General features: G+C 66.8%; 16 protein-coding genes and 1 tRNA gene. 2 read left to right on the plus strand and 15 right to left on the minus strand.

The window, feature by feature from the left end; genetic code table 11:
* Positions 1-46 precede the first annotated feature (46 nt).
* The 9 genes from RJ1_RS38490 to RJ1_RS38525 all read right to left on the minus strand — a co-directional run bounded on the left by RJ1_RS38490 (position 47) and on the right by RJ1_RS38525 (position 6,885).
* The gene (locus tag RJ1_RS38490; protein ID WP_073368725.1) at positions 47-244 is read right to left on the minus strand and encodes a hypothetical protein; all 198 of its coding nucleotides are present in this window, start codon (positions 242-244) and stop codon (positions 47-49) included.
* A 49-nt stretch (positions 245-293) separates the two neighbouring features.
* Complete coding sequence (locus tag RJ1_RS48295) at positions 294-416, minus strand: hypothetical protein (RefSeq protein ID WP_005248443.1); 123 nt, start codon at positions 414-416, stop codon at positions 294-296.
* A gap of 42 nt (positions 417-458) precedes the next feature.
* Entirely contained in the window at positions 459-896 is a 438-nt protein-coding gene (locus RJ1_RS38495) for a DUF2752 domain-containing protein (RefSeq protein WP_073368727.1), read from the minus strand.
* A 69-nt stretch (positions 897-965) separates the two neighbouring features.
* Positions 966-1,379, minus strand: a complete 414-nt coding sequence (locus RJ1_RS38500; protein WP_073368729.1) for a DUF3224 domain-containing protein — start codon at positions 1,377-1,379, stop codon at positions 966-968.
* Positions 1,380-1,529: 150 nt separating this feature from the next.
* A tRNA-Thr gene (locus RJ1_RS38505) sits at positions 1,530-1,602 on the minus strand.
* Positions 1,603-1,633: 31 nt separating this feature from the next.
* Positions 1,634-2,848: a DNA polymerase III subunit delta' gene (locus tag RJ1_RS38510; protein ID WP_073368731.1), complete on the minus strand. Its 1,215-nt coding sequence runs from the start codon at positions 2,846-2,848 to the stop codon at positions 1,634-1,636.
* Between the two features lie 52 nt (positions 2,849-2,900).
* A complete protein-coding gene (gene topA, locus RJ1_RS38515; protein WP_073368733.1) occupies positions 2,901-5,819 on the minus strand; it encodes a type I DNA topoisomerase in 2,919 nt (972 codons plus the stop codon).
* A gap of 137 nt (positions 5,820-5,956) precedes the next feature.
* Positions 5,957-6,541, minus strand: a complete 585-nt coding sequence (locus tag RJ1_RS38520) for a hypothetical protein (protein ID WP_073368736.1) — start codon at positions 6,539-6,541, stop codon at positions 5,957-5,959.
* A gap of 140 nt (positions 6,542-6,681) precedes the next feature.
* Positions 6,682-6,885, minus strand: coding sequence for a cold-shock protein (locus RJ1_RS38525; protein ID WP_005248460.1), 204 nt, complete (start codon positions 6,883-6,885; stop codon positions 6,682-6,684).
* Between the two features lie 397 nt (positions 6,886-7,282).
* Here RJ1_RS38525 and RJ1_RS38530 point away from each other — a divergent pair, with 397 nt between their 5' ends.
* Complete coding sequence (locus tag RJ1_RS38530; protein ID WP_073368738.1) at positions 7,283-9,646, plus strand: DEAD/DEAH box helicase; 2,364 nt, start codon at positions 7,283-7,285, stop codon at positions 9,644-9,646.
* A 46-nt stretch (positions 9,647-9,692) separates the two neighbouring features.
* Here the strand turns inward: RJ1_RS38530 and RJ1_RS38535 are convergent, their stop codons facing one another.
* Together RJ1_RS38535 and RJ1_RS38540 are read right to left on the minus strand one after the other, a co-directional pair.
* Positions 9,693-10,475, minus strand: a complete 783-nt coding sequence (locus tag RJ1_RS38535; RefSeq protein WP_073368740.1) for a CoA-transferase subunit beta — start codon at positions 10,473-10,475, stop codon at positions 9,693-9,695.
* The gene (locus tag RJ1_RS38540) at positions 10,472-11,386 is read right to left on the minus strand and encodes a CoA transferase subunit A (protein ID WP_073368742.1); all 915 of its coding nucleotides are present in this window, start codon (positions 11,384-11,386) and stop codon (positions 10,472-10,474) included. The genes RJ1_RS38535 and RJ1_RS38540 overlap by 4 nt, the downstream gene beginning before the upstream one ends.
* 104 nt (positions 11,387-11,490) lie before the next feature.
* Here RJ1_RS38540 and RJ1_RS38545 point away from each other — a divergent pair, with 104 nt between their 5' ends.
* Positions 11,491-12,387 carry a LysR family transcriptional regulator gene (locus RJ1_RS38545; RefSeq protein ID WP_073368743.1) on the plus strand — a complete coding sequence of 299 codons (897 nt, stop codon included), beginning with the start codon at positions 11,491-11,493 and terminating at the stop codon, positions 12,385-12,387.
* A 10-nt stretch (positions 12,388-12,397) separates the two neighbouring features.
* Here the strand turns inward: RJ1_RS38545 and RJ1_RS38550 are convergent, their stop codons facing one another.
* From RJ1_RS38550 to RJ1_RS38565, 4 genes are all read right to left on the minus strand, one after another.
* The gene (locus RJ1_RS38550; RefSeq protein ID WP_073368745.1) at positions 12,398-13,822 is read right to left on the minus strand and encodes an MFS transporter; all 1,425 of its coding nucleotides are present in this window, start codon (positions 13,820-13,822) and stop codon (positions 12,398-12,400) included.
* A 188-nt stretch (positions 13,823-14,010) separates the two neighbouring features.
* Complete coding sequence (locus tag RJ1_RS38555) at positions 14,011-14,367, minus strand: Rv3654c family TadE-like protein (protein WP_073368766.1); 357 nt, start codon at positions 14,365-14,367, stop codon at positions 14,011-14,013.
* Positions 14,364-14,738 (minus strand): TadE family type IV pilus minor pilin, encoded by a 375-nt coding sequence (locus tag RJ1_RS38560; RefSeq protein ID WP_073368747.1) that lies wholly within the window; start codon positions 14,736-14,738, stop codon positions 14,364-14,366. Before RJ1_RS38560 ends, RJ1_RS38555 begins: the two co-directional genes overlap by 4 nt.
* A complete protein-coding gene (locus tag RJ1_RS38565; protein WP_073368749.1) occupies positions 14,738-14,974 on the minus strand; it encodes a DUF4244 domain-containing protein in 237 nt (78 codons plus the stop codon). Before RJ1_RS38565 ends, RJ1_RS38560 begins: the two co-directional genes overlap by 1 nt.
* Between the last annotated feature and the right edge of the window lie 29 nt (positions 14,975-15,003).

A 15,003-nucleotide genomic window follows, 5' to 3' on the forward strand; every position in this document is an offset into this window, starting at 1 on the left:
GAACAAGAACACCAAATCGCCAGGTCAACGCCGGGAAACCGCCGATTCAGGGCACCCAGTACTTGGCTGCGAGCTCCTCGATGACGACATCCCCCTCGGTGGCCTGCTCCAACGTCGCGAGATCGGAGTCGATGGACACCAACCTCGGATCGTCCCCTTCCGCCTCCTGGACTGGGTGCCCCCCGTCCTCGGCCAGCTGACGCAGCAGCTTCTCGCGCACCCGGTCCTTCAGCGAATCGCTCATATCGAAATCATGGTCGTGCGGCGGTGGGTTGTCGAGAGTGCCGGCGCGCTCACTCTTCGGTCTCGTCCGGCGCCTTCACGTTGTCGCTCTTACCGAACACTCGCAGCGCGGTGGGTATGAGGACGATCAGCGCGCCGAGGATCGCGATCAACGAAAAGACCTGCATTGCCATCTGTGAACCGACTCTCTGTTTCGTGCCCGCGGCGACCAGGTGTCAGACCGGCGCGAGCCAGCTTCCCCAAGATGTGTTCCTGGTGACCGTAAACGCCGCAAGGAGAATGAGCACACCGACCATCACTCGCGGGTCCCACACGATCGTGCGATCGCGTCGCCCCGACCACCGGTGACGTGCCCATCCGATCCAGGCGAGAACCATCACCGCAATGAACGGGACGATCAGAACATTGCCGGCGACAGCCGCCCCGATGTCGAGGTTGGTGAGATCGTGCACCGCGCGGAGCCCTCCGCACGCCGGACACCACCACCCGGTCACCGCATAGAGAGGGCAGAACCCGTACGAACCCGGCTGATGAGGATCCCGGAAGTGGAGGATCGCGGCGGCGGCCACAGCGCCCGCGGCGACGGCGACGGGCGCAGCGAGTGCGCGCAGGCCGATCACCGGCGTCGTGGGAGATCCGTTCTGGGTGTCCACGGATCCCAGTGTTCACGATTCTTCCGGGGTTCGGTGTATCAGATCACGGTCAGCGGAGGCGGCCGCGTGTCAGTCGGGAAGCGAGTAGTCCAGCCACAGACGGTGGGTTCCGTCCACCTCGACGCGGATTCCACCGGCGCCGGCGACCCCCTCCAACCCACCGGTTCCGCTGCTCGGGACGATGTGCAGCACCATAGCCTCGACTTTGCTGTTCGACAGCACCTGCATGTGCACGAGGGCGCAGGTGCCGGAAACACCGTTGATCGTCCCCTCGAAGCTCTCCCATGCCGCGTAGGCGCCCGCACTCTGGTCTTCGGTGAGACCACCGACAAATCGGGTGACCGACCGACCCTCGATGTCGCCGGAGAACTTCTTCACCATGTCGATGTCGCCCGGGGCAACCCCGGTTCCGACGGACGGAGACCACTCCCGCGGGCTGAAATCGCTGACGTCGAACGTACTGGCGGCATGACGAGCGGGCATGGTGTGCCTTCCGTGACGGAGAAGTAGGTCAGTCCAGCATCGCGCGAACGACGCCCTACCTTCTTGTACATATCCGACACGGCGAGAGCGTCCGACTCCGGAAACGACTCTGGCCCTCCCCGATGATCGGGAAGGGCCAGAGGACCGCTGAGCTGCCTGAGAGAATCGAACTCTCGACCTTTTCATTACGAGTGAAATGCTCTACCGACTGAGCTAAGGCAGCGGTGCCTTTCGGCGGTGGCGAGTCTAGCGCCTCAACCCCCAGTATGCGAAAACGGCTCCCTGAACGCGTCCCCGAGGCTGGCAACCATGGCGTCGACAGCCCACTGCGGTTTGACGTTGACTGTGATCGCCTCTCGGCACTCGAGCACCGCTTCGATGCACTTCAGAAGGCCTTCCGGGGTGGTTCGCGAGGCCAGATCTGCGGCTCGATCGGCCATGTCGGGGTGGTTCGCAGCCGCGTTCGACTTCCATGCGACAGCGAGCGCGTCGCGGTAGAGACCGGCCAGATCGATCAGTGCACGATCGAGTGCGTCACGCCCCGTGCGGGTGGCTCGGGACTTCTGGCGCTTCTCGAGATCCTTGAGCACGCCGGCCGAGCCGCGGAGCGCTCCGGCCGCACCCTTACCGGTACCGCCTGCGCCCAGCGCTGTCCGCAACTCGTCGGTCTCCTGCTCGTCCCGAGCCGCACTCATCTCCTTCGCCTCGGCATCGGCCGAGCGCACCAGTTCCTCCGCCGCGGCGAATGCGGTCGCCGGACGCAGTGCCGCGACGGCGAGGTCCAGAGCATCCTTGCGACGCACCCGGGCATTCAGATCCGTCGCGAGACGCCTCGCACGGCCGACGTGCCCGCCACTGATCGACGCCGCGAGTTGCGCGTCTTCGGGGTCCAGGCCGTCCCGCTCGCGCAGCACCGTCGCGATGGAATCGGCCGACGGCGTCACGAGATGGATGTGCCGGCAGCGCGATCGCAGCGTCACCGAAATGTCCTGGGGATCAACCGAAGGCGCGCACAACAGGAAGACGGTGCGGTCGGGCGGCTCCTCGACCACTTTGAGGAGAGCGTTGGCCGCCCCCTCGGTGAGCCGGTCGGCGTCCTCGACGACGACGACCTGCCAGCGACCGGTGCTCGGCCGGCGCGACGCCGTCTGCACGATGGCGCGCATTTCCTTGACGCTGATGCTCAGACCCTCGGGAACGACCTGCCGTACGTCGCCGTGGGTGCCGGCCATCGCCGTGGTGCACGCGTGGCACACGCCACAGCCGGGGGTGCCTTCACTCGTGCACTGCAAGGCAGCGGCAAAGCACTGCGCGGCCACGGACCTACCCGATCCGGGTGGTCCCGTAAACAGCCACGAATGCGTCATCGAGGAGCCCATCGAGCCGACTCCACGACGGGCCGCGGTGGCCGCGGCCGTCAGCTCGGCCTCGACATCTTCCTGGCCCACCAACCGGTCGAATACCGTCACCGCGCCAGCCTAACCGGGTCGTGCGACATCCCGACCGGCCCGAGGTGCCGGCTCACGCCTTCTTGTCCGCAGCCTTCTTCGAGGCAGCCTTCTTGGCGGGCGCCTTTTTGGCGGCGGTCTTCTTCGCCGCCTTCTTGGCGGGCGCCTTCTTCGCAGCGGCCTTCTTCTTCACGGGACCGCGGGCACGGCGATCCGCGAGCAGTTCCGAGGCGCGGGCGTCGGTGATGGACTCCACCTCGTCGCCCTTACGGAGGCTGGCGTTGGTTTCGCCGTCCGTCACGTACGGCCCGAATCGCCCGTCCTTGATCACCATCGGCTTCTCGCTGACCGAGTCGACACCCAGCTCACGCAACGGCGGGGTGGCGGCGGCCTGACGCCCGCGCCGCTTGGGCTCCGCGTAGATCTTCAGGGCCTCGTCGAGGGTCACCGTGAACATCTGGTCCTCGGTGGCGAGGGACCGCGAGTCCGTTCCCTTCTTCAGGTACGGGCCGTAGCGGCCGTTCTGCGCGGTGATCTCTTCCTTCGACTCCGGATCGACACCCACCACTCGCGGCAGCGACAGCAGCTTGAGCGCGTCGTCGAGGGTCACCGTGGCCAAGTCCATGGACTTGAGCAGTGAACCCGTCCGCGGCTTCGGACCGACAGCCTTCTTCGCGGCCTTCTTCGCCGGCGCCTTCTTGGCGGCCGTCTTCGTCTTGGTCGTCCCGTCTGCCGATTCGTCGGTCACCGGCACCACCGCCGGTTCAGGTTCCGGTTCCGGCTCGGGAAGGATCTCGGTGACGTACGGGCCGAAGCGGCCCTCCTTCGCGACGATCTCGTTCCCGGTCAGCGGGTCGACGCCCAGCTTGCGACCCTCCTGCGGCGTCGAGAACAGCTTCTCCGCGTACTCGGGCGTCAGCTCGTCCGGAGGAAGGTCGTCGGGCAGGTTGGCCCGCTGCGAGATGAGGTCGCCCTCGGGGTCGTCCGGGTTCTGGACCATGCGCTCGAGGTACGGACCGAATCGCCCGACGCGGACGTGGACTTCCCGGCCCTCGGCGTCGTCGAACAGCCGGATCGAGTTGACCTCGCGGGCGTCGATCTCCTCGAGATTGACGCCGACCATCTTCTTCAGTCCGCCCTCACGGGCAACCGAACCCTCGGCGCCGTGATCGCCGCCGAAGTAGAAGCTGCTGAGCCAGTTGCCCCGCTGTTCCCGGCCGCCGGCGATCGCGTCGAGATCGTCTTCCATGCCGGCGGTGAAGTCGAAGTCGACCAACCGTCCGAAGTGCATCTCGAGGAGGCCGATGACGGCGAACGCCACCCAGGACGGGACCAGGGCGCTGCCGCGCTTGTAGACGTATCCGCGATCGAGGATGGTCTTGATGATCGACGAGTACGTGGACGGGCGGCCGATGCCCAGCTCTTCGAGGGTCTTGATCAGGCTTGCCTCGGTGTAGCGGGCAGGCGGGTTGGTGGTGTGGCCGTCGGGGTCGAGCTTGGTGGCGGTGACCGCCTGGCCCTCGACGAGCACCGGCAGCCGCGACTCGGCGTCGTCCGACTGACCGCCGGCCTCTTCGTCGACGCTCTCGACGTACGCCTTCAGGAAGCCGGCGAAGGTGATGGTGCGACCCGAGGCGGAGAACGTGCACTCCTCGCCGGTGCCGGCGGTGCCGGTGATCCGCAGGGTCAGCGTCGTGCCCCGTGCGTCGGCCATCTGCGACGCCACGGTGCGCTGCCAGATCAGCTCGTACAGGCGGAACTCGTCGGTGTCGAGGCGGGAATGCAGCTGACCGGGCGTCTGGAAGACGTCGCCGGCGGGGCGGATGGCCTCGTGCGCCTCCTGCGCGTTCTTGACCTTGCGCGTGTACTGACGCGGCGTGTCGTGCACGTACTCGGCGCCGTACAACTCGGTGGCCTGCGCGCGAGCGGCAGCGATCGCCGACGACGACAGCGTCGTCGAGTCGGTACGCATGTACGTGATGTAGCCGTTTTCGTACAGCCGCTGCGCGATCCGCATGGTCCGCTCGGACGTGAAACGGAGCTTGCGGCCCGCTTCCTGCTGCAGCGTCGACGTCATGAACGGCGCGTAGGGCTTGCGGGTATACGGCTTGCTCTCCGCGGAGGAGACGGTGAGGTCGACGCCGGCGAGGGACTCGGCCAGGCGCTGCGCACGAGACTCGTCGAGAACCGTGACCGTGCTGGTCTTCAGCTGACCGTCCGAACCGAAGTCGCGGCCGGTGGCCACACGGGAGCCGTCGACGCTCACCAGACGCGCGCCGAAACTGCGGGGACTGGCGTCGGCGCCGGCGTCGAGGGTGGCCGAGATGTCCCAGTAGGACGCCGAGCGGAACGCCATCCGCTCCCGCTCGCGCTGGACGATGACCCGGGTGGCGACGGACTGCACGCGGCCCGCCGACAACCTCGGCATGACCTTCTTCCACAGCACCGGGCTGACTTCGTAGCCGTACAGACGGTCGAGAATGCGGCGGGTCTCCTGCGCGTCGACCAGGTCGATGTCGAGTTCGCGGGTGTCCTCGGCCGCGGCGCGGATTGCCGGTTCGGTGATCTCGTGGAAGACCATCCGGCGAACCGGAATCTTCGGCTTGAGAGTCTCGAGGAGGTGCCAGGCGATCGCTTCGCCCTCGCGGTCGGGGTCGGTGGCGAGGAAGAGTTCGTCGGCGTCCTTGAGGAGGCTCTTCAGCTCCGCGACCTTGGACTTCTTCTCCGGGCTGACCACGTAGAGAGGTTCGAAATCCTGGTCGACGTTGACGCCGAGCCGCGCCCACGGCTCACCCTTGTACTTGGCCGGCACGTCGGCGGCCCCGCGCGGAAGGTCGCGGATGTGGCCGACCGACGCCTCGACGACATAGTTCTTTCCGAGATACGGGGCGATCTTGCGGGCCTTGGTCGGCGACTCGACGATCACGAGGCGGCGAGGCTGGCCGGACGCTCCCGCCGCACCCTGTGCACTGCCGTTGTCCCCTTTAGCCACCTGTAGCCCGAGCCTTCCTGAAGTCGATCGCTGCCACTCGACAGTTGTGCAGACAAACCCTTTTATACCCGGTTCGCCTATTACTAGAGTGACATACCCGGAACCCATCCTCGCAGATCAGTACCGCCTACGCGGCTCTACACGTGGGGCCAACCGGTACGGTCGTCCACATTTCCGGGAGCCTCCCCGATGCTCTCGACAAGTCTGCCGAGCCTACGCCGACCCGAGATTCGGAGTCCCGGACCGGACCCGCGGGTGCCGATCAGCGTCGGCGCGATGCCCGCCCGCATCAACGCCTGGGCCAACGGCGCGTGGGTATCCGGTGCATGCGGATCGAGTCCGAGGACGAACCGCTCCCCCTCCGCTTCTCCCCGTCCGGACGCCAGAGCCCACACCCTCAACTGCCGCCCGGAGGGCACCCACCCCGGGGGCACTGCCTTAACCGCTCCCCTCGTCCACTGGTCCGCGAGAGGCCGCAAGTCGACGACGGACGCGGTACGGACCAGCGGGCTGCCCTCGTCGCTGCGCGTGATCTCCACCTCGAGTCCGGCCTGCGCGATCAACTCCGCGATCGCCTCCGCCCGCCACTGCGCGTCGACCACGATCGAGATGCGGGCACGCCCGGCTGACGTGACGACCTGACCCGTCGCTGCGAGAAGGCCGCACAAGTCGGTGACTGCCGGTGGCATCGCCTCCGCGGAGAAGAAGGAGAGCTGGCTCACTGAAGTACCCCCTTTGACACGGCACCGTTGCCGTGAAAACGATTCGTCCCCCACCGCCTCAGGCGATGGGGGACGAATCAGACGCGGTCACGAGGACCCCGCCTATCTGATTTACGTGTTCACAAATGTGAACGGCAGAATCAGACTGCGCGAACGCCGGTAGCCTGGGGACCCTTGGTGCCCTGGCCGACCTCGAACTCCACGCGCTGGTTCTCCTCGAGGGTGCGGAAGCCGCTGCCCTGGATCTCGGAGTAGTGAACGAAGACGTCAGCGGAGCCGTCTTCGGGTGCGATGAAGCCGAAGCCCTTTTCCGCGTTGAACCACTTCACAGTGCCCTGTGCCATGCTTTTCCTTCTCTTTCTAACCACCGGATTCGGCGGACAGCACATACAGTCCGCCGGGCCGGTTCCGACCGCTGTACTTCTAGATTTCCCCCTCAGGAAAAGCAGAGCACCGCGTTCGCAACATCGATCCTGCGAACGTTCACTCTTTCAAGCCTACGAACACAGAAGCTGCGACCAGTTGTAGTCAACCATGAACTCCGCGAACGCAACAGTCGAAATCCGAACAATTCACACAAAAAGTTGATCTTGTAGCGAACAGCCCCGGAACAGCGGATTCTCCGGCCTATCGCCGCACCCCGGGCGACGGCGCCGAAAGAGCACTCGTTATCATCAAATGCGCAGGTCGTGGCGGTGTGGAAGCTACTCGCCCGTCCCCTACGACAGCCCGGAGACATCAGTGAGCACACCGTTTTCACCACGGGACAACAGTGGAAATACGGGCGAAACATACGGCCGTGCGCTGCTGAACCGAGTCCTCGAGGGCGTCCCCCGAGACGAAAACCCGCTCACTTTCGCCGCGGAAATGCCGGCCCGCACTTCCTCGGTCACCGAATGGCCCTCGTGGGCACACCCCAGCGTCGTCCGGGCCATGCAGGAGAACGGGATCCCCCGTCCGTGGACCCATCAGGCCGCCGCCGCCGACCTGGCCCACGGGGGGACGAACGTTGTGGTGTCGACCGGCACGGCCTCGGGCAAGTCGCTGGCCTACCAGCTTCCGGTACTCACCACTCTGGCAACGGATCCGCGGGCGACCGCCCTCTACCTCTCCCCGACCAAGGCGCTGGGCGCCGACCAGCTGCGGTCCGTGACTTCGCTCATCGACTCGGATGTCCTCGACGCCGGGGACGACCTCCGCGGCGCGTGCCCGTGTGTGTTCGACGGCGACACCCCGCTGGAGGTGCGGCACTGGGCCCGGGAGAACTCGCGGTGGCTCTTCACGAACCCCGACATGCTGCACATCTCGCTCCTCCGGACCCATCAGCGATGGGCGCATTTCTTCCGCAATCTGGCGTTCGTGGTGATCGACGAATGCCACTCCTACCGTGGCGTCTTCGGCTCGAATGTCGCGCTCGTGCTGCGCCGGCTCCGGCGCATCGCCGCACGGTACGGCGCCGATCCCGTCTTCATCCTCGCGTCCGCCACCACGGCGGACCCCGGTGCGGCGGCGTCGCGGCTGATCGGAGCACCCTGCACCGAGGTGGTGGAAGACGGTTCCCCGCACGGCCCCCGGACGGTCGCACTGTGGGAGCCCCCGCTCATGCGGGAGGTGACCGGGGAGAACGGAAGCCCCGTCCGGCGGCCCGCCGGTTCGGAAGCCGCCCGCATCATGGCCGATCTGATGGTCGAAGGGGCCCGCACCCTCACCTTCGTGCGCTCCCGCCGGGGCGCCGAGTTGACCGCGATGGCGACCAAACGCCTACTCGGGGAGATCGATCCCGAACTGTCGTCGCGAGTCGCGTCGTATCGTGCCGGTTACCTCGCCGAGGATCGGCGTGAGCTCGAATCGGCACTCGCCGACGGCACCCTGCTGGGGGCGGCGACGACGAACGCGCTGGAACTCGGCGTCGACATCGCCGGACTCGACGCCGTGGTGGTCGCCGGATTCCCCGGGACGGTGGCGTCGTTCTGGCAGCAGGGAGGCCGATCCGGCAGACGCGGAGAAGGGTCGCTGGTGGTCCTGGTCGCCCGCGACGATCCCCTCGACACCTACCTCGTCCACCATCCGTCCGCGCTGCTCGACAAGCCCGTCGAGGCGACGGTCACCGACCCGAGCAACCCGTACGTCCTCGGCCCACAGTTGCTCTGCGCGGCAATGGAACTACCCCTGTCCGACGCCGAAGCGGAGGCATTCGGGGCTCTCGACGTGCTCGCCAAGCTGGCGGAGCAGGGCCTGATCCGGCGGCGAGCACACGGCTGGTTCGTCACCGCCGGGACAAATCCACATGGCGCAGTGGATATCCGCGGCGGAATCGGCACCCAGGTTGCGATTGTGGTGTCCGAATCCGGACGGATGCTCGGTACCGTCGACACCGGCCGGGCACCGGCCACCGCGCACCCCGGCGCCGTGCACATCCACCAGGGCGAGTCGTACGTCGTCGACGAACTCGACCTCGACCAGGGCCTCGCCCTGGTGCACGCGGAAGACCCCGATTGGACGACGTCCGCCCGGGAAACCACCGAGATCTCCGTCACCTCGGTGCTCGAGCAGAAGCAGTTCGGCGAAGTCGAGGTCGCGCTCGTCGAGGTCGAGGTGACCCATCAGGTGATCGGGTACCTGCGGCGACTGTCTTCGGGTGAGGTCCTCGACGCGGTCGAACTGGACATGCCGAAGCACACCCTCCCCACCCGTGCGGTGATGTACACCGTCACCCCGGAACTTCTGGTGCAGGCGGGTGTCCCGGCCGAACGCGTGCCGGGTTCGCTCCACGCCGCGGAGCACGCCGCGATCGGGCTCCTGCCCCTCGTCGCGACGTGCGATCGAGGCGACATCGGCGGCGTCTCGACCGCGTTGCACGCCGACACCGGACTCCCCACCGTCTTCGTGTACGACGGGCACGCCGGCGGAGCAGGATTCGCCGACCGCGGTCATGCCGAACTCTCCCGCTGGCTCGGCGCGACCCGTCAGGCGATCGAATCGTGCGAATGCACCTCGGGTTGCCCGTCCTGCGTGTACTCGCCGAAGTGCGGCAACGGCAACGACCCCCTCGACAAGGACGGAGCGATCCGGGTCCTGACGGCGGTGCTGGATTCGCTCGGCTGAGCCAGCGGCTGCGCCGCTCAGTGCCAACGGATCGCGGCTGCACCGCTCAGCGCAGGTAGAGCCGGACCTTGTCGATCACGTCGCGCAGCAGGTGAATCTCCTCGGCGGTCGGCGGGGCCGTGACGGTGAGGTTCTCCGCCACCTTCAGATCCCAGCCGGTCTGCGCCCGCACGTCGTCGGCGGAAACACCCTCGTGCACGCTCACCAACTCGAGCTCGTCGAACGGGCCCTGCCGGGACAACACTCCGAGGTTCGTGAACACCCTCGTTACCCCTCTGCCCCGAGGCATAATTCCGTCACGTGCCTCCCGGGCCCGAACAGGACTCGGCGACGTGCAGAAGTCGAGTTCCGCCGGGAAGGCGCTCGGGTCGTGTCGCCGCATCACCACGAAGATCTCGCCGGCGTTCGGCATGATCTCCACTGCGCCACCGGCACCGGGCAACCGGACCGTCGGCTTGTCCCAATCGCCGATGATGCTCGTATTGAGACTGCCGTACCTGTCGATCTGGGCGGCGCCGAGAAACCCGACGTCGACGTTTCCACCCTGCAGCACGTAGCCGAACAGCGCCGACATCGACACCACCGATTCCGCGCCCGACACCACGACCGAGTCCGCGATCCCCTCGGCCATCGCGGCCGGATGGGCGCCGCACACACCCGATTCGTAGATCAGTTCGACATCCGGGTTGCTGGTGCGCTTGGCGAGATCGACGGCGAGCGTCGGCAGGCCCACGCCGGCGAACACGCGCCCCTTTCCGGCGAGTTCGCGGGCGGCGACGGACACGATGACCTCCGTCGCCGAGATCGCTCCGGCTGGTGCTGTGGTCATTTCCGGCTCCCGTAGTCGACTGGTTCGGAGAATCGAGGTGCGACGGTGAGTTCGTCCCAGTAGTCGCCGCCGAGTTTGTCCAGGTATTCGTCGTGATTCGCGGTGCCGTGGATCCATTCCTTCAGCCAGGCCTGCAGCAGTCCGGAGTCCTTGCTGATCGCTGTCCACCGCCGGTAGAACGCGCAGTCGCGGTCGTAGTAGCCCTGGGCGTAGGACGGATGCGCCCCGCGCGGGCAGACGACGACGGCGTCGACCGCGTGGGACGGGATCAACGTGCGGTTGGGGTCGGAGCGGACGACGTCGTCGTCGACGATCTCCTCGACCACCACGATCGCCTTCTTCGCCGCGTACACCGCCTCCTGCTGGACGCCGGAGATACCCCAGATCTGAACGTTGCCGTGCCGGTCGGCCCGCTGCGCGTGGACGATGGTGACGTCCGGGTTCAGCGGCGGCACCACGTACACGGTGCCCTCCCCGTAGGGATCGTCGACGAGTCGGATCCGGGGGTTGAGCCGCGGAAGGTCGCTGCCCGCGTAGGACCGCAGCGGAAAGAACGGGAGACCGGCGGCGCCCGCCTGATAACGGCAGACCATGCCGTAGTGGCTGTATTCCTCGACCTCGAGTGCCACCGGATCGTGGTGCTCGATGCGCCGCCTCAGCTCGTGCAGCGATCCGGCCGAACCGCTGGCGAAGAACGAGGCCACCAGCTTGGTGACGCAGCCGGCGGCCACGAGTTGATCCGACACGATGTCCGGCGTCATCCGGCACAGTGTGAGATTCTGCCGTTGCTGCCGGATGATCTCGTGAGCGGCCGCGAAAGAGATGAGATGCGAGAAGCCCTCGAGGCACACGGTCATGCCGTCTTCCACGTACGTCCCGATGGCTTCCGCCATGCTGACCACTTTGCTCATCGTCGTGCCCTTCTCCGCAACGCCGCCCGGGCAACGGCCCGGATTGCATTCGTCGCGCTCACTAGTGTTGACAGCTCTATTGCTCGAACTGCAATAGTTCTGTCGTGGAGATTTCTCAGATCACTGCCTTTCTCGCGGTCGCCGAGGAGTTGCACTTCGGACGAGCCGCCCAGCGCCTGCACTCGGCCCAGCCCCCGCTGAGCAGAACGATTCGGCAACTGGAAAAGCAGCTCGGAGCAACCCTTTTCGAGAGGAATACGCGGAACGTCCGCCTCACTCCCGCCGGTGAGGCGCTGCTCGGTCCGGCCCGCGAAATTCTGGACGCCTGCCGGCTCGCGGAGATCGCCGTGGCCGCCGCCGGGCGCGGGCAGGTCGGCCGGGTGCGCATCGGCTTCGCCGGAGTGTCGTCCCACCTCCTCATCGGACGCTGGGCCAAACTTGTCCGGCACACGAATCCGGGGATCGAATTCGTGCTGGACAGTTCCGCTTTCGCGAGCGAAGCGCTGAACAAGCTCCTCGACGGGACCCTCGACATCGGCCTGGTCCGGTGGATCTTCACTCCGCCGGGGATCGCGTCCCGCGTCATTCTCAACGAGGACTTCATGGTGGCGTTGCCCGCCGACCACCCGCTCGCAGGCAGGGACGACGTTCGCATCGAGGAGCTGGCGAACGAACCCTGGGTAACGCTGCCCGCCGATCCCGGATCGGCACTGCGCGACTCCCTGCAGAGGGCGGCCCACGATGCCGGTTTCACGCCGCGCATCGTGCAGAGCGCGCCGGACTCGATGGCACTGATGGCGCTGGTGTCCGCGGAGGTCGGCTGTGCGTTGACCGTCTCGTCCGTGGCCGAGAACGTGAACAACCCGGACGTCGTGTTCCTCCCACTGGCCGGAGGTCCGAGCACCCTGCAACTGCGGATCGCCTGGAGGGCGGACGACGACAGCGCCGCGTTGCGGGAGGTCCTCAGGCTGTCCGAGCAGGCGTTGCCCACCCCGGAGTGAACGTGGCTGGTCAGGTATGGGCTGTCGCACGTGCCTGCCCTGCGCTCGGAGCGTCGCCCACCGTGTCGTCTTGATCGGTGTCGCCCTGATCGGTGTCGAGCTGCAATTCGTCCGCATCGGATTGCTCCGCGGTCGACAAGCGCCGCGCGTCGTATCCGGTCCGGTTCAGCAACAGCAGCGTGCAGATCAGGGAGACTGCCGCATACCCGGCCGAGACGAAGGCGACCCCGACGATGTTTCCGGACGAGTTGAGCATCCACTGCGCCAGCACCGGGGTGCCGCCGCCGACGACCAGCGAGCACAGCTGGTAGGCCGCGGAAAGACCGGTGTAGCGAATGTTGGCGGGGAAGGCCCGGGCGAGCACGCCGGCGATGGCGCCGTAGAACATCGAGTGCGGAATGGTCGCGAGGCACATCGCGACGACAGCAATGGCGAAGTTCTCGGTCCTGATCGCGAAGAACATCGCCGGCATCAGGACGAACTCGGGAATGACCATGATGCACATGGCTTTCCGCATGTCGATCCGCGACACCAGGACGGCGCCGAACGGCTGGACGATGAACTGGACCACGAGGGCGATGGCGATGGCGCCGAGGAAGGTGCCCCGGTCGTAGCCGAGCTCGCTCGTGGCCCACGACAACGCGAAGGTGTTCTTGAAGTACGTCACCTGCGCCAGCGGGAGCGCGCCCGCACCGAGGAGGACGAGGACCCAATGCTTGCGCAGCACCTCACCGATCGGCAGTGCGACGGTCTTCTTCTTCTTCAGCACGGTCTTCATGGCGTCCGACTCTTCGAGCTTGAGCCGGATGATCATGCCGACGATCACCAGTGCTGCGGAGATCAGGAACGGGATACGCCACCCGTAGAGCACGAAGTCAGGGGTGGGCATCGCACTGAGCAGGAAGAATGCCATCGTGGCCAGGAGGTTTCCGGCGGGCGACCCTTGCTGGGCGAAGGCGGAGTACAGAATCCCCTTCCCCTTGGGTGCGTTCTCGCTGGCGATCAGGACCGCCCCGCCCCATTCACCGCCCACTGCCACACCCTGAACGACCCGCAGGAATACCAGGGCGGCCGGCGCCCATATCCCGATCTGCGCGTAGGAGGGCAGCAGTCCGATTCCGACGGTGGCGGTGCCCATCATCATAAGCGTGATGACCAGGGTGTTCTTCCGGCCTATCTTGTCGCCGAGGTGCCCGAAGACGATGCCGCCGATCGGACGGGCGAGGAACCCGGCCCACAGCGTGACGAACGCGAGCAGTGTACCCATTCCCGCCGGCAGGGTGTCGGAGAAGAACACCTGACCGAAGACCAGGGCCGATGCCGTGCCGTAGATGTAGAAGTCGTACCACTCGATCGTGGTGCCGATGAACGAGGCGATCCCCGCTCTTCGTGCCTTCGTCTCGACGTCGGTCCGCTTCGGTGGTGCCGTGGTCATGTAGTGCCCTCTCTCGCCAAAGGGGAGTGATTTCGACGGAAATCAGCTCGCTTCAGTGAGACTCGCATCACAAGATCCATGCCGTCCAATACTTCCTCAGGGGGGAATTAATACGGATCTGGTCATAATTGCGAGAAACGTCGCCCATGCTGCAGTGATGCGGGCCACCGAGCCGCTCACCCCACGCATCACTCCGCCGGACCTGCCCGCGCCACTGCCCGGGCATCCCGGACGCCCAGCGGGGACAGCAGCACCGGGGCGGTGACCGTGACCTCGACATCCCAGTCGTCGACCTCGCAGGACGCCAGTTCGGTGCGCATTCGCCCCGCGACCTCCTGCGCCGCGGTGCAGGCCGCAGCGGTGCCGCGATCCAGCCCGACGGCTGCGGCGAGAGCCGCCAGATCCGCGGCGGACTGCGCCCGATGCCGCACGGACACCGCCGAGCCGACGTGCACGAGCATCGCCGTGACCACGACCAGCGCCGCGAGCGCACAGCAGGCCAGCACCGTCGCGGATCCGCGGTCGTCGGAAATCCCCGAACTCACCTTCCGCCCCCGCTCCACCCCGGAACCGTCGGCTCGAGAGCCGCCACCGCTTCGGCCGAGATGTTCACGAGCGGAAGGAGTGGGCTGCGTACCCGCACGGTGGCGACGACGAACTCCCCCTCCGTCCGGACCTCCACGTCGGCGCCTGCCGGGGCCACCGTGACCGCCGTGGAGATCGCCGACTCGCGATCTCCACGGGCCGCGAGTCGGGCAGCCTCACGCGCCGAATCGACACACCGGACGTGCAGGGTGGCCGCGGTGATCGCGCCGACACACAGCACGACCACCGCGACGATCGACGCGATCGCGATGGCCGCCTCCACGGTGACGCCACCGGCCTCCGACCGGCGCAGGTCCCTGGCGGAACTCATCACACCGCGGTGTTCAACGCTTTGTCGATGATGTTCGTCAAGGCCGTGACGATGCTGTCGCCGGTGACCACCGAATACAGCACTGCCCCGAAGGCCGCTGCCGCGATGGTGCCGATGGCGTACTCGGCCGTTGACATGCCGTCCTCGTCCACAGCGAGCAGAGTCAAGCGGGCCGGCAGTGCCTGAACTCTCGCCAAGGCCCGAACTCCCGCCAAGGCCCGGATTCCGTGTTCCATGATGTTCCCCCTTCTAAGTGCCCGGAGCA

Origin of the sequence: Rhodococcus jostii NBRC 16295 (assembly GCF_001894825.1) — a bacterium.
Taxonomy (GTDB): Bacteria; Actinomycetota; Actinomycetes; order Mycobacteriales; family Mycobacteriaceae; genus Rhodococcus_F; species Rhodococcus_F jostii.